A 20,891-nucleotide genomic window follows, 5' to 3' on the forward strand; every position below is an offset into this window, starting at 1 on the left:
GAAATGTCTTATATAAAGAAAGAAAAAATTGAAGAAATAAAAGAAAAATTGGATATAATTTCAGTTGTTAGTGATTATGTATCCTTAAAAAAAAGTGGAAGGTATTATATGGGAAATTGTCCTTTTCATAGCGAAAAGACACCTTCTTTTTTTCTTTATCCAGAAACAAATACTTTTCATTGCTTTGGATGTGGTAAACATGGGGATAGCATTTCATTTATTATGGAAATGGATTCATTAGATTATGTTAGTACTTTAAAAAAATTAGCTGAAAAGTTTGGAATTGAATTAGAATATGATAATTCTTTTAATACTAATAACAAAAAAAATCTTGATAAATATTATGAAATTAACGAATTTACAGCAAGGTATTACTATAAAAATATGATGGAAAATTCAGTTCCTAAACAATATCTATCAAAAAGAGGTATTAACCAAAAATCAATTAATCTTTTTTTTATTGGTTATGCTGATGAAAACTGGAAATCTCTTTATAATGAATTAAAATTAAAAAATATGGATATTGAAATCGCCGAAGAGTTGGGACTTATAATAAAAACTAAAACTGGAGATTATATTGATAGATTTAGAAATAGAATTATGTTTCCTATTTTAAATACAAGTAAAAAAATTATAGGTTTTGGTGGAAGGACTATTGTAGACGATAGTGCAAAATATTTAAATTCTCCTGAAAGTGTTGTATTTAAAAAAGGTGATAATCTTTATGCTCTTGATAAAATAATAGAAAATAATATTAGAAATAAAATTTTAATTGTTGAAGGATATATGGATGTGATATCTTTGTATCAAAGTGGTGTAAATTATTCTGTTGCAGGACTTGGAACTGCATTTACTGAAAGCCAAGCAAGACTTATTAAAAGATATTTTAGAAATAATGTATATTTGTGCTATGATGGTGATAACGCAGGAGCAAGTGCAACCGATAAAACTAATGCTGTATTTAATGAAATTTCAGTAAAACCTAATATAATAATGCTTCCGGATAAATTGGATCCAGATGATTATATAAAAAAATTTGGATTAGACGAGTTTAATAAGCTTATAGAATCTCCATATGATATTAATGGTTTTAACTATGAAATATTGAAGAAAAATAAAAAAAATTCTAATTCAATTACAGATAATTCAATTTTTTATGACTCGATATTAGATTTTTTAGTTAAGATTGATACTAATATACTAAGAGATTTATATATAAATAAAATTTCTAATGAATTTGGCTTAGATAGTAATTCACTTAAAGAAGATTTTTTAAACTATGATAAAAAAGAAAAAGTAGTTAAAAAAAAGGATGAAGAAACTGAAATAAATTATAAGACAGAGAATTTATTGTTAAATTCTGACAAAAAAGTTTTAATATTGGGTATCATACTACTAATGAGATGTGAAAATAACGTACTGAAGATTATTAATAAATTGGAAGAATTATCTAAAAATTCAAATTTATTTGAAATATTTAGTTATGTTAAAAATAATGCTGAAAATAATACTATAACTGTTCCATCTGTATTAATTGATGAATTTAAAAATAGTATAGAGAATTTAAAAATTGTAGAATATATAGTTAAATGTTATAATGAAAAGATAAAATTATCAGCATTAGATTATAATAGATTGCTTGATATAACTATTTTAAATTTTGAAATTAGAAAAACAACTTTAAATATTGAAAAATTAAAACAAATGGATAAAACTAATGAATCAGTAATATCGAATTTGAATTACAATATAGAAAAGTTGATGGAATTAAACAGGAATCTTAAAAATATTGAGAAAGGGGTTCATCATGAATAATAAATTAAATGATATTGAATATGATGAAGTAAAAATTCTAATAATAGAGGAACTTACAAAATATGCTAATGAACATGGCGGTTTTGTTAATAACAAGTATCTTGAATCTTTAGATTTGTTTAATTTAATAGATATTGATGATATTGAAGAAATAAAATCAAAATTAGCTGATAATCAAGTGGAGTTTATTGATGAAAGTGAAAATTTGGAGGATCTTGAAATTACAGATGATTTAATTGATTTAGAAGATGAAAAAGAAGATCCTGAAGATGAAGAAATTAAATTAGAAGATTTTTCTGACTTAAAGGGTTTTAATATTGATGATCCTGTTAAAATGTATTTAAAAGAGATTGGTAAAATACCTTTGTTAAGTGCTGATGAAGAAAGAATTTTAGCAGAAAATATGGAAGCAGGAGATATTGAAGCTAAGAAAAAATTAGCAGAAACAAACTTAAGACTTGTAGTTAGTATAGCTAAAAGATATGTTGGAAGAGGAATGCAATTTTTAGACTTGATTCAAGAGGGAAATATGGGTCTAATGAAAGCGGTTGAAAAATTTGATTTTAGAAGAGGCTTTAAGTTTAGTACTTATGCTACTTGGTGGATAAGACAAGCAATTACTAGATCTATAGCTGATCAAGCGAGAACTATAAGAATTCCAGTTCATATGGTTGAAACTATAAATAAATTAGTTAGAATAGAAAGACAATTAGTTCAAGAACTTGGACGAGAACCTACAAACGAAGAAATTTCAGAACACATGGGAATAGAAGTTGACAAGGTAAATGAAATAAGAAAAATTGCTCAAGAACCTGTAAGCTTGGAAACTCCTATTGGGGAAGAAGATGATAGCCATTTGGGTGATTTTATTGAAGATGAAACAGCCATTGCTCCAGATGAAGCAGCAAATTTTTCTATGTTAAAAGAACAATTAAATCAAGTTTTGAGTACTCTTTCAGATAGAGAGAAAAAAGTTTTAGAACTTAGATTTGGACTTAATGATGGTACACCTAGAACTTTAGAAGAGGTTGGTAAAGAATTTGAGGTTACTAGAGAAAGAATAAGACAGATTGAGGCTAAAGCACTTAGAAAATTAAAACATCCAAGCAGAAGCCAAAAATTAAAAGATTTCTTGGAATAGATATATGGCTAGTTTAAGATTAAAAAAGATTTGCAATTTAGTTGATGAAAATTCGATTGTTGCAGATATAGGAACTGATCACGGAATAATACCTATAGAATTATCGAAAAATAATATATCAAAAAAAATTATTGCAACTGATATTAGTAAAAGCTGTCTAGAAAAATTAGAACAAAAGCTAATATATAATAGCAACATAGTAAATATTGAAACTAGAGTATCTGATGGTTTAGATTGCTTTGATGAATTTGAAGTAGATACAATAATTATATCTGGTATGGGTGGAATTCTAATTAAAGAAATTTTAGAAAAAAATCTAAATGTTGCAAAATCTGCAAATAACTTAATTTTATCTCCAAATAATTCATTGGATATTCTTAGAAAATTTTTATTGCATAATAATTTTGTTATAGAAAGAGAAGATGATGTAATAGAAAATAAAAAATATTATCAAATTTTGAAGGTAAAAAGAGGTAAAGATTTTTACAGAAATGATTTTGAATACTTATATGGTAAGTTGCTTATAAAAAACAAATCTGAGAATTTAAAATTATTTTTAGAAAATGAACTAAAAAAATATACAGATATTGCAGATAAAATTAGTAAACAAAGTAAAAATAATGAAAGAATTATAGAAATTACTAATTTAATAAATGAAATTAGAGGGATTTTAGATGAATTTTAAAGTAAGTGATATTATAGAATTATTAGATACCGAATATTCATTTTCCTTACAAGAAGATTGGGATAATTCAGGATTTCAGATTGGGAATCTCAAAGCTGAAGTTAAAGGAATTTTACTAGCACTTGATATTACGATTGATTCAATTAATTGTGCAGTATCAAATAATATTAATTGCATTATCACACATCATCCTTTATTTTTTGAAAAAATTCAATATTTAAATGTGAATTCTGAATATTATAAAAAGCTTGAACTATTGATGAATAATAAAATTAATGTGATTTCTCTCCATACACCTTTAGATATTCATCCAAATGGAGTAAATAAATATTTGGCAGATAAATGTTTATTAAATAATCAAGAAGTTTTTGTTGATTATAAAGATGGTTATGGTTATGGAATAGTTGGAAGTATTGAAAATGATACATTCAAAAATTATCTTACAAAACTAAAAAATAATTTTGAAAATCCAATACTATATTTTGGTAATATTGAAAAAAGTATTTCAAAAGTTGCAGTACTAGGAGGGTCAGGAGCATTTTCTATTAAAAATGCAATTTCAAAGAAAGTAGATTTATTAATTAGTTCAGATTTTAAGTATCATGATATTCAATTAGCTTTAGAAAATAATCTAAATATTATTGACTTGGGTCATTTTGAGTCAGAAATTTCAGGCTTATTATCTTTAAAAGAATTTTTGATAAATAAAAATAGTAATTTAAAAATATTACTTTATAGAAATAATATTTTTAAAAGAAATATATTTTAATCTAATTAAGTAAAACAGATAATCGCGTGAGCTAATCACGAGGAAAGTCCGTGCACCACAGAGCAGGATGCTGGATAACGTCCAGTGGGGGCGACCCTAAGGCTAGTGCAACAGAGATATACCGCCATTTATAATGGTAAGGGTGGAAAGGTGAGGTAAGAGCTTACCAGCATATAGGAGACTATATGGCTATGTAAACCCCATTCGGTGCAAGATCAAGATTGAACTTTTGTAGCTGCTCGCTACGTTCATAGGTAGATTGCTTGAACAAATTGGCAACAATTTGTCTAGATAGATGATTGTCTAATACAGAACACGGCTTATAGTTTTGCTTAATATTTATAATTAAATATAAGGTATTACCTTATATTTTTTTACTTTTACATATAAGGAGATTTTAATGAATTTAGAAAAACAAGTATTAAATTTTATGAAAAAAAAGAATTATATTCCATTAACAAAGGAAGAACTAGCTGTAGCTTTAAATATTTCATTTAATAGTTTGAAGCAATTTTTTAAATTATTAGATTCTCTTGTTAATAATAAAAAAATATCATTAATTGACTATAAATATAGTATTTATCAAAAAAAGGAAATTTTAAAAGGTAAGATTTCTTTTACAACTAAAGGTAATGCATTTTTTATCTCTGAAGATGATATTGATGACGTTTTTATTCCAAAAAAGGAATTAAATCACGCTAATCATAATGATGATGTTGAAATAGAAATAATAAAAGAAAAGGGAATAAACTCGAAAGCTGAAGGTAGAGTTATAAATGTTTTAAATAGAAATAGCAATTTAATTGTTGGTACTTTTACAGAAAATAAAAACTTTGGGTTTGTAGTTCCTGATGATATTAAATGTAATTATGATATTTTTATAAAAAAAGGTGATAAAAACGGAGCTAGAACTGATGATAAAGTAGTTTGTAAATTAATTAAATTTCCGGATAAACAGAAAAATCCTGAGGGAATAATAATTGAAGTAATAGGAAATAAAAATGATAAAAACACTCAAATAATTTCTTTATTAAAAGATATGGAAATTCCATATAAATTTTCCAATAAGATTAATAAAGAACTAGAAGAACTAAAACAAATGGATATAAAAAAAGAAATTAAAAATAGAGTAGATTTTAGAAATTTATTTACTGTTACTATTGATGGAGCTGATGCAAAAGACTTTGATGATGCCATATCTATTGATAAAAAAGAAGATGATTATGTGCTCTATGTTCATATAGCAGATGTATCTCATTATGTAAAAAAAGACAGCAAGTTAGATAGAGAAGCCTATAAGAGAGGTAATAGTGTATATTTAATTGACTATGTAGTTCCTATGTTACCAGAATTACTTTCTAATAATCTTTGTTCTTTAAATCCTAATACTGATAAATTAGCTATTACTGTGAAAATGATAATTGGGGAAAATGGTAATGTTAAAGAATATAAATTTTATGAATCCGTTATAAATAGTAATTATAGGTTAGTTTATGATGATGTAACAGATTTTTTAGAGGGTAAAAAGCATTTTTATAATGATAAAACTTTAAAAGAAAAATTATTAGTTATGAAAGAATTAGATGATATTTTAACTAATAAAAGAATAAATAGGGGAACTATAGATTTTAATTTTCCTGAAATTGCAATTACTTTTGACAAAGATGGTAAAGTTGAAAATATAACAAAGAAAGAAAATGGGTTAGCAAATAGAATAATTGAGTCCTTTATGATATGTACTAATGAAGTAGTTGGAAAGCATTTTGGAGATTGTGATATTCCTATAATATATAGAATTCATTCTAAACCACCAGAAGATAAATTAGAAATCTTAAGAAATCATTTAAATCGTTTAAATATAGAAATGAAACCTATAGATATGATTTCTTCAAAGTATCTAAGTGAAATAATAGATCAATTTAAAGATACAAATAGATCTGATTTTATAAACTATTCTATTTTAAGATCTATGACTAAAGCTAGATATTCTCCAAATATTGATATACATTTTGGATTGGCAACATTTTTATACTGTCATTTTACTTCTCCTATAAGAAGATATGCAGATTTAACTGTTCATAGAACTTTAAAAAATTATTTGCATTCAAATATTGAAATACCAAAAAATTATATAAGCTACTTAGATATAACTTCTAATCATATAAATGATACTGAAGTACTAGCTATTGATGCAGAAAGAAAGTTAGAAGATATCAAAAAAGTGGAATTTATGAAAAATAAAATAGGTCAAGTTTTTAAAGGAATTATCGTTTCAGTTACTTCATTTGGACTTTTTGTGCAATTAGAAAATACTGTTGAAGGACTTGTTAAATATGAAGATATTATGAATGATTACTATGAATTTGATGAACAAACATTAACGGCTATCGGTAGAAGAACAAAAAGTGTATTCGATATTGGAATGGGAGTGGAAGTTATTGTTGCAAAAGTAAATGAAATAACTAATGAAATAAATTTTTATTTAAATAGGTGATATTATGAGAGATAAGACGACTATAAAAACAATAGCGAACAATAAAAAAGCAAGACATGATTATTTTATAGAAGATATCTACGAAGTTGGGATTTCTTTATCAGGAACTGAAGTCAAAAGTATTAGACAGGGAAAAGTTTCTATTAAGGAGAGTTATTGTTCAATTAAGAGTGGAGAAGTTTTTATTCTTGGAATGAATATAACACCTTACGATCATGGGAATATATACAATTTAGAACCTACAAGAGAAAGAAAATTACTTTTAAATAAAAGAGAAATTAATAAATTAATTGGACAAACTAAAGAAAAAGGTTATTCATTAATTCCTTTAAATGTTCATATTAAAAACGGATGGATAAAACTTGATATTGCACTCGCTCGTGGTAAAAAAAATTATGATAAGAGAGACAGTATGCTTGAAAAAGAACACGAGAGAAAGATGCAATATGCATTAAAAAACAAATACAAATAGAGGTGAATTTTTTGAGCAAAAAATATACGATTATAACTTATGGTTGTCAAATGAATCATCATGATTCGGAAAAAATATCATATTTATTAGAAACTTTAGGTTATACAAAAGAAAATGATTTAGAAAAATCAGATTTTATTATTTATAATACATGCTTAGTCAGAGAGAATGCAGAACTTAAAGTTTATGGGCAACTTGGTGCTTTAAAAAATTTAAAAAGAAAGAAACCAGAAATGATTATAGCGGTTTGTGGTTGCATGATGCAAACAGGTGATGCAAGAGCTACTATAATTTCAAAATATAAACATGTAGATATAATTTTTGGAACGAAAAATATCTCAAGATTGCCTTCTCTTATTTCTAGACATAGAAGCACGGGAGAAGTTGTCGTAGATATTGAAGAAGAAGATATACTTGATGATGAAACACCTATAAATAGAGAACATCCATTTATTGCTTATGTAAATATAATGACAGGTTGTAATAATTATTGCACTTTTTGTATAGTTCCATATGCTAGAGGAAAAGAGATTAGTAGAACACCTGAAAGTATTATTAATGAGATAAAAGAATTAGCAAAAAAGGGATATAAAGAAATAACATTACTAGGCCAAAATGTCAATTCGTATGGAAAAACATTAAGACCTAAAGTTACATTTCCAGAGTTATTAAAAATGGTTAATGAGATAGATGGAATAGAAAGAATTAGATTTTTGACAAGTCATCCAAAAGACTGTTCTGACGAATTAATAGATGCAATAGCTAATTTGGATAAAGTATGTGAAAATATTCATTTACCATTCCAGTCTGGTAGTAATAAAATTTTAAAAGATATGCATAGAGTTTACACCAGAGAGCATTATTTAGAATTAATTAGAAAACTAAAAGAGAAAGTACCTTATATTACGCTTTCTACTGATATAATTGTTGGATTTCCAGGAGAAACGGAAGAGGATTTTGAAGATACTTTAAGTATGGTAGAAAAGGTTGGATATGATCAGGGATTTACTTTTCTATATTCTATAAGAAAAGGGACAAAAGCTGCCGAAATGCAAAATCAAATTCCACATGAAGTAAAACAAGAGAGATTTCAGCGATTAATTGATTCTATGTATGAAATATTTTATGAAAAAAATAAAGAATGTTTAGGACAAACTCTTGAAGTTTTAGTTGAAGGAATTAGTAAAAATAATCCAGAAATTCTTACAGGTAGAACAAGAGGATATAAATTAGTACATTTTAAAGGTGGAAAAAGAAATATTGGACAGCTAGTTAATGTTAAAATAACTGGACATAATTCATTTGCACTTGAAGGAGAGATAGTTTAGTAAGGAGTTGTTATGAGCGATTTTACACCAATGATGAAACAATATCTAGAAATTAAGTCTAATTATAATGATTGTATTATATTCTATAGACTAGGTGATTTTTATGAAATGTTTTTTGATGATGCAAAAATAGTTTCAAAAATTTTAGATTTAGCTTTGACTAAAAGAGATTGTGGTGGTGGAAAAACTGCACCAATGTGTGGTATTCCATATCATGTTGTGAATCAATATCTGTATAAGCTAGTTTCTGAAGGTTTTAAAGTTGCTATTTGTGAACAAGTTCAAGATCCAAAACTTGCTAAAGGAATTGTAAAGAGAGAAGTTATTAAATTAGTAACTCCGGGAACTATTGATGAATTTGATGAATTAGCTATTAATAAAAATAATTATATTATGAGTATTTATATGGATTCAACAAATTTAAGTATCACATATTCTGATATATCAACAAGTGAAATATTTTGTACAAGTATTTTTGAAATGAATAGAGAAAATTTAATTACAGCTCTAGAGGAAGAGGTAATTCGTACTACACCTTCAGAAGTAATACTAAACTCAAATATATTAAAATCATTAGAAAAAAGTGTTGTTAAATTATTAAAAAATTTAAGAATTATTTATACAAAAGTAGATATCGATCAAGATTTTAAATCTTTAAGAGATAATAATGAAGAATTTTATTCTAATAATCTTAGTAATAAAATATTACTTTTTTCAATAGATAACTTTTATAAATATGTTTGTAGATTTAATGTTAAATTGAATGATTTTAAAAAGGTTAATTTGTATAAATTAAGCGATTATCTAAGAATTGATGCTAATTCAAGAATTAATTTGGAACTTAAAAAAAATAATTTTAGTAATGATATAAATGGCTCTTTATTATCAGTTATAAATTACACAAAAACTCCTATGGGTTTTAGATTGCTTAATAAATGGTTAGATCAGCCTCTTCTAGAAATAGAAAAAATTCAAAGGAGGCAATCTCTAGTTGAAGATTTAGTTTTAAATTCAAATTTAAGAAATGAATTGGAAGAATTATTAGGAAGTATTTCTGACATAGAGAGAATAAATTCAAAAATTTCTTTTGGTAATTGTAATGCAAGAGATTTAATTTATTTAAAAAATTCTTTATCAGCTATTCCAAAAATTAAAAGATTATTTTTAGATAGTAATACTTTATTTTCCAATATAGCTTTAAATATTCCCGATACCGAGTATATCTATAATCTGATAGATTCAGCAATTCTTGAAGATGTAGGAATTTTATTGAAAGAGGGAAATTTAATAAAGATTGGGTATGATGATGAACTTGATAAAATTAGAAATAATAAAATTGTTGGAAAAGAAAAACTAATTAAATATGAAGTAGATGAAAGAAATACTACTGGTATTAAAAATTTAAGATTAATATTTAATAAGAAAACAGGTTATTTTTTTGAAGTTACAAAGTCATATCAAAATTTAGTTCCAGAATATTTTGTATTAAAACAAACTTTAACCAATGCAAATAGATATAAAACAGATGAACTTATTAGAATTGAAAATATGATTTTTGGGTCTGAAAGTGATATTATAGAAAAAGAATATGAACTATTTATATCTATAAGAAATACTATTAAAATGAATATTAAAACATTGCAAAAATTATCAGACATTATTTCGTTCGTTGATTCAATTTATTCATTGTCCGTAGTTGCATTTAAAAACAATTATTGTAAACCGACTTTAAACTCAGAAGGAATAATAGATATAAAAAACGGAAGACATCCTGTTATAGAAAGTTTTTTAAGTTCTATAAATGAGTTTATTCCTAATGATACAAATATAGGGCAAAATGATAATTTAATTCAGATTATTACAGGACCTAATATGAGTGGGAAATCAACTTATATAAGACAGATTGCTCTCATAGTTATATTAGCTCAGCTTGGTTCATTTGTACCTGCTGATAGTGCAAATATTTCAATAGTAGATAAAATATTTACTCGTATTGGTGCTTCAGATAATCTATATAAGGGTGAAAGTACTTTTATGGTAGAAATGAAAGAAGTTAATAATATTTTAAGATATGCTACAAAAAATAGTTTGCTTATACTTGATGAAGTTGGAAGAGGAACTTCAACTTTTGATGGATTAAGTCTTGCTTGGGCAATCCTTGAGTATATTACAAAAAATATAAAATCAAAAACATTATTTGCTACACATTATCATGAATTGATTGACTTAGAACATACTTTTGCTTGCATTAAAAATAAACATATCCAAGTAATTGAAGACAAGGAAAATGATGAAATAGTCTTTTTAAGAAAAATAATGGATGGTGGAGCTAATAAGAGTTATGGGATAGCAGTTGCAAAGCTTGCAGGGCTTCCAATGGAAGTTATAAATCGTTCAAAAGTTATTCTTGATAGTATTGAAAAGAATGAAATGGAAATGGAAAAAGATATTATTGATAGCTCGAATGAAATAAAATCTAAATTTAATGATAAGATAATTACTAATCTAAATAGTATAAATATAGAAAAAATAAGTCCAATGGAGGCTTTTGGAATATTAAATGATTTAATAAATATCGCTAAAAGTGATAATGAATAGTTAGGAGATTAATATGTCTATAAAATTATTATCAGAAGATACAATTCAAAAAATTGCAGCAGGAGAAGTTATAGAAAATCCTTATTCTGTAATAAAAGAGTTGGTTGAAAATTCAATAGATTCAGGTGCAACTTTTATTAAAGTTGAAATTAAAAATGCCGGTAAAAAAGAAATTATGATTTCTGATAATGGATGTGGAATCGAAGAAGATGATATAGAGTTGGCATTCACCAAACATGCTACATCTAAATTAAATAATTTTGAAGATATATATTCAATTCTTTCTTATGGATTTAGAGGAGAGGCATTAGCAAGTATATCTGCAATTTCAAAAGTTGATATAAATACAAGAACTCAAAATAGTGAATTTGGAATTCACTGTTATCTTGAAAATAATAAAATTATTAGAAAAAATAAGATAGGGATGAACTTAGGAACAACAATTTACATTAGAGATTTATTTTACAATGTCCCTATTAGAAAGAAATTCTTGAAATCAGATGCGTATGAAAACTCAATTATAACAACATTAATGTACTCTTTTGCATTGGCTAATCAAAGAATATCTTTTAAATATATAAAAGATTCAAAGGTTATATTTGAAACAAGCGAAAGAAATACTCTAAAAGATAATATAAAATATATTTTTAAAGATGATTTTTATAAGAATTTAATCTCTATAAATATTGAGGATTCAGATTATAAGATTTATGGATATATTTCAAATAATCACTTTTATAAAGGTAGTAGAACATCACAATTTTTATTTGTTAATGGAAGATACATTTTTGATGAAAAGATTAGAAATATAATAGAAAAATCAATTGCTACATTAATACCAAAAGGAAAGTTTCCTTCTTTTGTAATATTTATAGAAGTAAATCCTAGTTTAATAGATATAAATGTTCATCCGAATAAAAGAAAGATTAAATTTATTTTTGAAGACAAGTTACTAAATTTACTGAATAATAATATTACTGATATTGTTCTAAAAAATACTACAAGTGATTTTATATCTGCTAAGGAAGAACAAAAAGAAAAAATCCTATACAACGAAGAAAAGATTAATAAAAACAATCAATCTTCAGAAGAAGATATTATTGAAACTATAATTTATGATGAAGATTATAATACACAAAATATTGTAAATAAATTTTCTTATGATGATTTATTTAAAGTAAATAAAAATGATATACAAATGATAAATGAAGAAGATAATATTGAAAATTATATTGTTAAGGACGAAAAAGTAGAAAATGCTCCAGTATTAGAACAAATAAAACTTGATGATAATACTGGAACTTCAAAAGACATTTCAGATTATGAAGTTATAGGTAAAATTTTTTCAAAATATATTCTATTGTCCGATAAGGATGAGTTTATTATTATAGATATATTAAATGCTAAATATAGACTTTTATATGAAAATTTATTGGATAATTACAATAATCACACTATTACAAAACAAATACTTTTATTTCCTATAATTTTGGAATTAAATGAATATAAATTGAGTGTGTTTAATACTATTAAAGATAAGTTGAATAATTTAGGTATAGAAGCTGATCTTTTTGATGAAAATTCTATAGCGATAAGAACAATGCCTAATTTATTAAATGATAATTTAGATAAAGAAGATATTAGAGAAATGCTTGATGAACTGTTATTTAAAGATAATAGAGTGTTTGAAGACTCATTATACAAAATGGTTTGTAAAAAACGAATAAATACTAGTTTAACAGATTTTGAAGTAGAAGAATTGTTGTCACAGTTATCAAAAATAAATCTAGATATAAATTTCTATGATAAAAAAATATTAAGAAAAATATCTGAAGAAGATTTTGATAAATTATTTTTTAAGGAATAAAAATGAAAAAAAAAATAATATTTATTGTTGGCCCTACATCTGTTGGAAAAACGAAATTAAGTGTTGACATAGCGAAAAATTTTTCAGGAGAAATTATTTCTTGTGATTCCATGCAAATTTATAAAGAATTTAATATTGGAACTGCTAAAATAACAGAAGAAGAAGTAAGAGGAATTAATCATTATATGATTGACATTTTAGATGGCAATCAAAAATTTAATGTTTCTGAATATAAAAAAATGGCAGAGAAGTACATTGAAGTAATATATTCTCATAATAATATTCCAATATTTGCCGGTGGAACAGGACTTTATGTAAATTCTATATTATATGATTTTAAATTTACCGATGCTGAACAATCAATGGATTTAAGAGAACGAATAACCAAATTTTACGAAAAAAATGGGGCAGATTTGCTTTATGATTTATTATTATATCTAGACTATTCAAGTAGAGAAAAAATTCATAAAAACAATATAAAAAGAGTAATTAGAGCAATAGAAGTTTGTTTAAATACAAAAAAAGGATTTTCTAAGCAATGCAAAGATTATGAAAATAATATTGGAAAATATGATTACTTAATAATAGGGCTAACTTTAGATAGAAAAATATTATATGATAAAATAAATTCTAGGGTTGATATAATGATTAATAATGGACTCATTGAAGAAGCAACAAGTTTATATGAAAAATATGGAGAGTATTCACAACCATTTACTGCTATTGGATATAAAGAGTTTATTCCATATTTCAAAGGAGAAGTTACTCTTGAATCGTGTATTGATAATATAAAACAAAATTCAAGAAAATACGCTAAAAGACAATTTACTTGGTTTAATAGAAATGAAAGTATACATTGGATTGATGTTGAAAATGGATATGATGAAGTTCTACTTAAATCTAAAAAATTAATAAAAGATTTTTTAACTAAGGGAGATTTATAAATTGGAAAAATATTTAGATACTGATTTTAGTTTTGATTCTAAAATTATTAATTTTGTAAACAAATGTTCTAAAGAAATAGAAATAGAATTTGAAAATCTAAAAGAAATTGAAGAATATAATCAATTAAAAATTTTAAATGCATTTAAAAAGCAAAAATTATCTGCTACTGATTTTTCTTGGACAACTGGATATGGATACGGAGACTTTGGAAGAGAGAAATTAGAAAGGATATATTGTGATATCTTTAAAGCAAAAGATGCCATAGTAAGGCAAGAAATAACTTGTGGAACTCATGCAATATCTTTAGCGTTGCAAGGAAATTTATTACCAGGAGATGAATTTATTTATATAACAGGAACTCCTTATGATACACTTTTAAAGGTTATAGGTATTACTGGAAATGAAAGGGGAACACTATTTGATTATGGAATAAAGTATGATAAGGTTGATTTAGTAAATAATGAAATTGATGTAGAAACTGTATTATCTAAAATCAATTCAAAGACTAAATTATTAGCTATTCAAAGATCTCCTGGATATAGCAGTAGAAGATGTATTTCAATTAGTGAACTAGAAACAGTTATAAAAAAAATAAAATCAAAGTTTCCAGATATTATTATAATGATTGATAATTGTTACTGTGAATTTGTAGAAAAAAAGGAACCAATAGAAGTTGGTGCTGATATAGTTGTAGGGTCATTATTAAAAAATTTAGGTGCAGGAATAACTTTAAATGGAGGATACATAGTTTCAAACTCTAATGATATTATAGAATCTATTTCTAATAGACTTACTTCTCCTGGTCTTGGAAAACATGTAGGTGTAAGTTTTGGTACTACAAGAGCAATAATTCAAGGATTATACTTTGCACCTCATGTGGTTTTAGAAGCGGTAAAAAGTGCAATATTAGTATCATATATTTTTGAAAAGTTAGGATATAAAACAATTCCTAAATATAATGAAAAAAGAAGCGATATTATTCAAGTAATTACTTTAAATGATGAGAACAAAGTTATAGATTTTTGCAGAGCTATACAAGAATTTTGTTGTGTAGATAGTCATGTTGTTCCTTATCCATGGGATATGCCAGGATATTCCGATAAAGTTATTATGGCTTCTGGAAGCTTTATAGATGGTTCAAGTATTGAATTAAGTGCAGATGGACCTTTAAGAGAACCTTATAATGTATATTATCAAGGAGGTCTAAATTTTTATCAAACTAAAACAGCATTAATTAATGTATTAAATACTTTTTATGGTAAAAAATACATAAAATTATAGAATTTTTAAAAATATTTTTAAGAATTAGCGTATTTTAAAAAAAATTATGGTATAATAGTTATAGTTTTACACTTTTTACAAAAAACTATAGCTATTAAATAATAAGATATTGGAGTGAATGTTTTGAAATGTTTATCTAAGGAAAAAATAAACATTGTAATGGAAAAATTAGAAAAATTATATCCTGATGCAAAACCAGAACTTAATTTTTCTAACAGTTTCGAGTTGCTGATAGCAACTATTTTATCTGCTCAATGTACTGATGTAAGAGTTAATAAGGTTACTGAAAAATTATTCAAGGATTTTAAGACTCCAGAAGAATTTTTAACTTTAGATGTTGATGGTTTGTCTAAATATATACATAGTTGTGGTTTTTATAATTCAAAAAGTAAAAATATTTTAGAAACTTGTAGAATTTTAGTTGAAAAATATAATTCTATAGTTCCAAGTGATATGGAATCATTAACTTCATTACCAGGAGTTGGAAGAAAAACTGCAAATGTAGTTAGATCTTGTGCTTTTGGTATTCCTTCTCTTGCTGTAGATACTCATGTGTTTAGAGTTACAAATAGAATAGGAATTATAAATGAAGGTAATGTTTTAGATTCTGAATTTGCATTAATGAAGAAGCTAAAGAAAAATACATGGAATAAAGCACATCATTTATTTATTTTTCATGGAAGAAGATTATGTAAATCAAGAAAACCAGATTGTAAAAATTGCATAATAAATTCCGAATGTTTATACTTTAAGAATTTATAGGAGGATATATGAAAAGATATATAAAAATATTTGCTGTATTAGGAATATTTTTAATAGTAACAATATCGGGTTATTTTTTGCTTAATAGAAATCCATTAAGTAATGCTACAGGACATACTAAAAATTTAAAGAAAGAAGAACTTTTAACATATGATAAATTCTATGAAGGAATTTATATTAATAATATTGATTTAAAAGATTTAACTAAAGAAGAAGCTTTAAATAAAATAAAACAAAGTTTAGAAATGGGTAGCGAGTTCACTTTAAAACATGGTAATTATGAAAAGAAGTTTCTTCCTAAAGATATTGACTTTTCATATAATTATGAAAATTTAGTTAATGAAGCTTTTAATATAGGTAGGTCAGGATCCGATGATGAAAGGATTGAAACTTTAAAAAATTTGATAAAAAATCCTAAAAAGTTTGATGTTAAGTCTACTTTTGATTTATCAAAATTAAATAGCATTATTTCAGAAGTATCTAAGAAATTAAATTCTGAACCAATAGATGAAAAGTTTTCTTATTCTAATGAAAAAGTATCTATACTTGATGGTAAAGTTGGTTTAAAAGTTGAAAAAGATAAAATAATAGAAAATTTTAAAAATTCTCCAGTTAAATTTAATTTCGAAATTCCAACTGAAGTCATTGAACACAAGAAAATTGATAAAAGTTTATTAACTTCAATAAAGGGAGTAATAGGGGAAGCTACAACAAAATTTGATAATCAGCCTAATAGAAATACTAATATAAGAATTTCTGCTGGCAAAATTAATGAATTTGTAGTAAATCCTGGTGAAACATTCTCTTTTTCTAAACAATTAGGTGAAATTTCATCAAATACTGGATATAAACCAGCTAGTTCTTTTATAAATAGTAAAATTGTTGATTCAATAGGAGGGGGAATATGTCAGGTTAGCTCTACATTGTATCAAGCTTTAGTAAAATCTGATTTAAAAATAGTTGAAAGAAATCAACATTCAATGAGAGTTCCTTACTGCACTATTGGTCTAGATGCTATGTTTTATGAAGGACAGAGTGATTTAAAGTTCCAAAACACTTTTGATTTTCCTGTAGTCATAATGAGTTATGTTTCTAATAAAGAAATAACTTTTAAAATTTTAGGCGATACTGATAAGAAAAATTATAACATAAAATTATTTACGTCTGATGTATCTAGAATACCAATGCCTATTGAGGAAATAGAAGATCCAAATTTACCTGAAGGCAAGAAAGTAATTGTCCAAAAGGGATTCCCTGGCTATAGAGGTTCTTCATATAAGCAAAAAGATAATGAAGATCCTGTTTTATTAAACAGCGATTATTATAAACCGAAAAAACAAGTTGTTAAGGTTGGAAAAAAGAAAGCCGTTACTGAGGAAACTGAAAAAAAAGATTAAAAACAAACAAAAATATGGATATTTTTGATATAATATGCTATAATATTTGTTGAGTTATTCATAAAATTAGGAGGAAAATTAATGATTTCAGCAGGAGATTTTAGAAAAGGCACTACATTTGAAATGGATGGCGATGTATACCAAATTATAGATTTTCAACATGTAAAACCTGGAAAAGGAGCTGCTTTTGTAAGAACTAAGATTAAATCCGTTAAAAATGGTGGATCTAGAGAGATGACTTTTAATCCAAATGATAAATATGAAGTTGCAAAGATTGAAACTAAAGAAATGCAATATTTATATTCAGATGGTGAATTATATTACTTTATGGATACAGAAACTTATGAACAATTACCATTGAACTTTGATGTTGTAGAGGAAGCTCTTTTATATTTAAGAGAAAATGACAATGCAACTATTAGATTTCATGATGGTAAAGCATTCCAAGTTAATGCTCCAAACTTTGTTGAATTAGAAGTTGTTGAAACTGAACCTGGTGTTAAAGGCGATTCAGCTACAGGTGCTAATAAACCTGCAAAAGTTGAAACTGGAGCAGTTATTACAGTTCCTTTATTCATAAACAATGGAGATAAAATAAAAATTGATACAAGAACAAATGAATATCTTTCAAGAGTTTAATATTAAAAAAAGACAAGTTCAAGCTTGTCTTTTTGCGTTTTTTACAATAAAAACATCATAAAATCCCAATTATCCGCATAAACACTGGAAGCATTACACCCTATCAAGGATAAAACCAATCAAATTACTACTGATTTACTACGTATGAATGAGCTTTGGTACGACGATTTTCCTTGAAAGGTGAAGATTAAAAAGGCACTTCCAATACAAATTGAATATTCAAAAGAGGTAGGCACTTCAAATATGAGGTGTCTATTTTTTTACTCAATTTGAAAGGTCGTGATAATGATGACAAGAAAAACTTATGAAAAGAAATGTCGCTCTCCCACGACAGGCATACTGAAAATATAAAAATCAATATATCACAGAAAGGACGAAAAATATGGAACTAAAATATGTTATTCCCAACATGGAAAAGACTTTTGGAAACTTGGAATTTGCCGGTGAGGATAAGGTCATACAAAGAAGAATCAACGGACAGCTTACCATCTTATCAAGAAGCTATAACCTCTATTCCGATGTGCAGAGAGCTGATGATGTTGTGGTAACACTTCCGGCAGAGGCAGGCGAAAAGAACTTTGCCTTTGAGGAAAAAGTAAAGCTCATCAATCCCCGTATCAGAGCAGAGGGATATAAAATCGGCACACGAGGTTTTACCAATTATATTTTGGAAGCAGACGACATGATAAAAGCATAGAAAGTGAGGAAAAGAAATGAGATTAGCAAACGGTATTGTTTTAGAAAAGGAAGCGACCTTTGGAGAGCTGAAATTCTCCGCACTCCGTCGTGAGGTACGCATTCAAAAAGAAGATGGCACACTTTCGGAAGAAATCAAGGAGCGTACCTATGACCTTAAATCCAAGGGACAGGGACGAATGATTCAGGTAAGCATTCCAGCCGGTGTTCCGCTAAAAGACTTTGACTATAACGCACATGTAGAGCTTGTCAATCCGGTTGCCGATACAGTAGCAACCGCAACCTTTCAGGGAGCAGAGGTGGACTGGTACATCAAGGCAGATGACATTGTTCTGGCAAAGGATACGGGAAATTTCAAAAAAGAAGCTCCTAAAAAAGAGCCTGCCATTGAAAAATAAGAGAAAGAGAAGAAATCGAAAGGAGAAATACGCACATGAAACAGTGGCTTTTTTCCGGTAAACGGATTCGAGTAAGCGATAAAGATTTGGTCTTTCATACAGCCATATCTATACTCCTGCCGGTGTTTATTCTTGTTGTATCCCTGTTTCATGCAAAAACTATCTTAGAGATAAACCGGCAGGATTTTCATTTACTAAAGGTAAGTGAAATCAATACTCTCTACCTTGCTTTAAGCTGTATCTTTTCCGGTATTGTTTGTCTGTCGCTGATTTTTGTGATTAGACGCTATCGTTATGACTGGATAAAACAACTCTACCATCGTCAGAAATTAGCCAGAATGATACTGGAAAATAAATGGTATGAAGCAAAACAGGTAAAATCAGAGGGTATTTTTGAAGATTCTTCCGGTCGGACAAAGGAAAAGATAAGCTACTTCCCAAAAATCTATTACCGCATGAAAGACGGTCTGATTCAGATACGTGTGGAAATTACGCTGGGCAAGTATCAGGAACAGCTCCTGCATTTAGAGAAAAAGTTAGAGAGTGGCTTATATTGTGAGTTGACCGAAAAAGAGCTGAAAGATTCCTATGTGGAATATACCCTGCTTTATGACATGATTGCCAACCGCATATCCATTGATGAAGTACAGGCAAAAAATGGAAAGCTCCGCCTAATGAAAAATATCTGGTGGGAATATGACAAACTCCCTCACATGCTAATTGCAGGCGGTACAGGTGGCGGTAAAACATATTTTATCCTGACACTCATTGAAGCCCTGCTCCGTACAAATGCAAAACTGTATATCCTTGACCCGAAAAACGCCGACCTTGCAGACTTAGGTTCTGTCATGAAAGATGTTTATTACCAAAAGGAAGATATACTTTCCTGCATTGACAGGTTTTATGAGGAAATGACGGAACGCAGTACGGCTATGAAAGAAATGGCAAACTACAAAACAGGTGAAAACTATGCCTATTTGGGACTTCCGGCTCATTTTCTGATTTTTGATGAATATGTCGCTTTTATGGAAATGCTTGGGACAAAGGAGAATACCGCTGTCTTAAACAAGTTAAAACAGATAGTCATGTTAGGTCGGCAGGCAGGTTTTTTCTTAATCTTAGCCTGTCAAAGACCGGACGCAAAATATCTTGGTGATGGTATCCGTGACCAATTTAATTTCAGGGTAGCTTTAGGTCGTATGTCTGAAATGGGATATGGCATGATGTTTGGAAGTGATGTACAAAAAGATTTTTTCTTAAAGCAAATCAAAGGTCGTGGTTATGTTGATGTGGGAACAAGTGTCATATCCGAATTTTATACACCACTTGTCCCAAAAGGACATGACTTCTTGGAGGAGATAAAGAAACTCACAGACGGCAGGCAGAACGCACAAAAGGCGTGCGAAGCGTAAGCCTTGCCGTGCGGACTGTTTGCCGGTTGGTGTGGCGACAGCCACGCCAACCATTCACCCCCCCGTATCTAACAGGGGGGTACAAATCGACAAAAAACAATCAATTTATAAGCGCTTAATCCCTTTTGGGCAAGGGATTATAAGAATCAAGGCATGTGTCAGATGAGCTTTCAAAGTTGACATGTGCTTTTT

17 protein-coding genes and 1 other RNA gene are annotated in these 20,891 nt (G+C 27.2%); all 18 read left to right on the forward strand.

What is annotated here, in order from left to right:
- Positions 1-3: 3 nt before the first annotated feature.
- On the forward strand, positions 4-1,815 hold the full coding sequence (dnaG, locus tag VJI93_RS02195; RefSeq protein WP_323998922.1) for a DNA primase: 1,812 nt from the start codon (positions 4-6) through the stop codon (positions 1,813-1,815).
- Positions 1,808-2,956 carry an RNA polymerase sigma factor RpoD gene (gene rpoD, locus VJI93_RS02200; protein WP_323998924.1) on the forward strand — a complete coding sequence of 383 codons (1,149 nt, stop codon included), beginning with the start codon at positions 1,808-1,810 and terminating at the stop codon, positions 2,954-2,956. The genes dnaG and rpoD overlap by 8 nt, the downstream gene beginning before the upstream one ends.
- Positions 2,957-2,960: 4 nt before the next feature.
- Positions 2,961-3,641 (forward strand): tRNA (adenine(22)-N(1))-methyltransferase, encoded by a 681-nt coding sequence (locus tag VJI93_RS02205; protein WP_323998925.1) that lies wholly within the window; start codon positions 2,961-2,963, stop codon positions 3,639-3,641.
- Positions 3,631-4,410 carry a Nif3-like dinuclear metal center hexameric protein gene (locus VJI93_RS02210; protein ID WP_323998927.1) on the forward strand — a complete coding sequence of 260 codons (780 nt, stop codon included), beginning with the start codon at positions 3,631-3,633 and terminating at the stop codon, positions 4,408-4,410. Before VJI93_RS02205 ends, VJI93_RS02210 begins: the two co-directional genes overlap by 11 nt.
- A gap of 6 nt (positions 4,411-4,416) precedes the next feature.
- An RNA gene (rnpB, locus tag VJI93_RS02215) (RNase P RNA component class A) lies at positions 4,417-4,749 on the forward strand.
- A 61-nt stretch (positions 4,750-4,810) separates the two neighbouring features.
- Positions 4,811-6,904: a ribonuclease R gene (rnr, locus tag VJI93_RS02220; RefSeq protein WP_323998929.1), complete on the forward strand. Its 2,094-nt coding sequence runs from the start codon at positions 4,811-4,813 to the stop codon at positions 6,902-6,904.
- 4 nt (positions 6,905-6,908) lie between these two features.
- Positions 6,909-7,376, forward strand: coding sequence for an SsrA-binding protein SmpB (smpB, locus tag VJI93_RS02225; RefSeq protein WP_323998930.1), 468 nt, complete (start codon positions 6,909-6,911; stop codon positions 7,374-7,376).
- Between the two features lie 11 nt (positions 7,377-7,387).
- On the forward strand, positions 7,388-8,704 hold the full coding sequence (miaB, locus tag VJI93_RS02230) for a tRNA (N6-isopentenyl adenosine(37)-C2)-methylthiotransferase MiaB (protein ID WP_323998933.1): 1,317 nt from the start codon (positions 7,388-7,390) through the stop codon (positions 8,702-8,704).
- Between the two features lie 12 nt (positions 8,705-8,716).
- Positions 8,717-11,302, forward strand: coding sequence for a DNA mismatch repair protein MutS (gene mutS / locus VJI93_RS02235; protein WP_323998934.1), 2,586 nt, complete (start codon positions 8,717-8,719; stop codon positions 11,300-11,302).
- A 13-nt stretch (positions 11,303-11,315) separates the two neighbouring features.
- Positions 11,316-13,169: a DNA mismatch repair endonuclease MutL gene (gene mutL / locus VJI93_RS02240; RefSeq protein ID WP_323998935.1), complete on the forward strand. Its 1,854-nt coding sequence runs from the start codon at positions 11,316-11,318 to the stop codon at positions 13,167-13,169.
- A 2-nt stretch (positions 13,170-13,171) separates the two neighbouring features.
- A complete protein-coding gene (miaA, locus tag VJI93_RS02245) occupies positions 13,172-14,113 on the forward strand; it encodes a tRNA (adenosine(37)-N6)-dimethylallyltransferase MiaA (protein WP_323998937.1) in 942 nt (313 codons plus the stop codon).
- 1 nt (position 14,114) lies between these two features.
- The gene (locus tag VJI93_RS02250; protein ID WP_323998940.1) at positions 14,115-15,395 is read left to right on the forward strand and encodes a methionine gamma-lyase family protein; all 1,281 of its coding nucleotides are present in this window, start codon (positions 14,115-14,117) and stop codon (positions 15,393-15,395) included.
- A gap of 123 nt (positions 15,396-15,518) precedes the next feature.
- On the forward strand, positions 15,519-16,157 hold the full coding sequence (nth, locus tag VJI93_RS02255; protein WP_293439756.1) for an endonuclease III: 639 nt from the start codon (positions 15,519-15,521) through the stop codon (positions 16,155-16,157).
- An 8-nt stretch (positions 16,158-16,165) separates the two neighbouring features.
- The gene (locus VJI93_RS02260) at positions 16,166-17,554 is read left to right on the forward strand and encodes a VanW family protein (RefSeq protein WP_323998942.1); all 1,389 of its coding nucleotides are present in this window, start codon (positions 16,166-16,168) and stop codon (positions 17,552-17,554) included.
- An 81-nt stretch (positions 17,555-17,635) separates the two neighbouring features.
- On the forward strand, positions 17,636-18,193 hold the full coding sequence (efp, locus tag VJI93_RS02265) for an elongation factor P (RefSeq protein WP_323998944.1): 558 nt from the start codon (positions 17,636-17,638) through the stop codon (positions 18,191-18,193).
- Between the two features lie 382 nt (positions 18,194-18,575).
- Complete coding sequence (locus VJI93_RS02270) at positions 18,576-18,890, forward strand: YdcP family protein (RefSeq protein ID WP_037619360.1); 315 nt, start codon at positions 18,576-18,578, stop codon at positions 18,888-18,890.
- Between the two features lie 16 nt (positions 18,891-18,906).
- Positions 18,907-19,287, forward strand: coding sequence for a YdcP family protein (locus tag VJI93_RS02275; protein ID WP_037619362.1), 381 nt, complete (start codon positions 18,907-18,909; stop codon positions 19,285-19,287).
- A gap of 35 nt (positions 19,288-19,322) precedes the next feature.
- Entirely contained in the window at positions 19,323-20,699 is a 1,377-nt protein-coding gene (locus VJI93_RS02280) for an FtsK/SpoIIIE domain-containing protein (protein ID WP_037619364.1), read from the forward strand.
- Positions 20,700-20,891: the final 192 nt, after the last annotated feature.

It is taken from the genome of Parvimonas sp. M20 (assembly GCF_035282425.1).
Taxonomy (GTDB): domain Bacteria; phylum Bacillota; class Clostridia; order Tissierellales; family Peptoniphilaceae; genus Parvimonas.

Coding starts and splice junctions, on each gene's coding strand:
- rnr (WP_323998929.1), top strand. CDS start 4,811: ATGAATTTAGAAAAACAAGTATTAAATTTTATGAAAAAAAAGAATTAT.
- mutL (WP_323998935.1), top strand. CDS start 11,316: ATGTCTATAAAATTATTATCAGAAGATACAATTCAAAAAATTGCAGCA.
- VJI93_RS02275 (WP_037619362.1), top strand. CDS start 18,907: ATGAGATTAGCAAACGGTATTGTTTTAGAAAAGGAAGCGACCTTTGGA.
- rpoD (WP_323998924.1), top strand. CDS start 1,808: ATGAATAATAAATTAAATGATATTGAATATGATGAAGTAAAAATTCTA.
- mutS (WP_323998934.1), top strand. CDS start 8,717: ATGAGCGATTTTACACCAATGATGAAACAATATCTAGAAATTAAGTCT.
- miaA (WP_323998937.1), top strand. CDS start 13,172: ATGAAAAAAAAAATAATATTTATTGTTGGCCCTACATCTGTTGGAAAA.
- VJI93_RS02270 (WP_037619360.1), top strand. CDS start 18,576: ATGGAACTAAAATATGTTATTCCCAACATGGAAAAGACTTTTGGAAAC.
- VJI93_RS02205 (WP_323998925.1), top strand. CDS start 2,961: ATGGCTAGTTTAAGATTAAAAAAGATTTGCAATTTAGTTGATGAAAAT.
- VJI93_RS02210 (WP_323998927.1), top strand. CDS start 3,631: ATGAATTTTAAAGTAAGTGATATTATAGAATTATTAGATACCGAATAT.
- VJI93_RS02280 (WP_037619364.1), top strand. CDS start 19,323: ATGAAACAGTGGCTTTTTTCCGGTAAACGGATTCGAGTAAGCGATAAA.
- dnaG (WP_323998922.1), top strand. CDS start 4: ATGTCTTATATAAAGAAAGAAAAAATTGAAGAAATAAAAGAAAAATTG.
- efp (WP_323998944.1), top strand. CDS start 17,636: ATGATTTCAGCAGGAGATTTTAGAAAAGGCACTACATTTGAAATGGAT.
- VJI93_RS02260 (WP_323998942.1), top strand. CDS start 16,166: ATGAAAAGATATATAAAAATATTTGCTGTATTAGGAATATTTTTAATA.
- smpB (WP_323998930.1), top strand. CDS start 6,909: ATGAGAGATAAGACGACTATAAAAACAATAGCGAACAATAAAAAAGCA.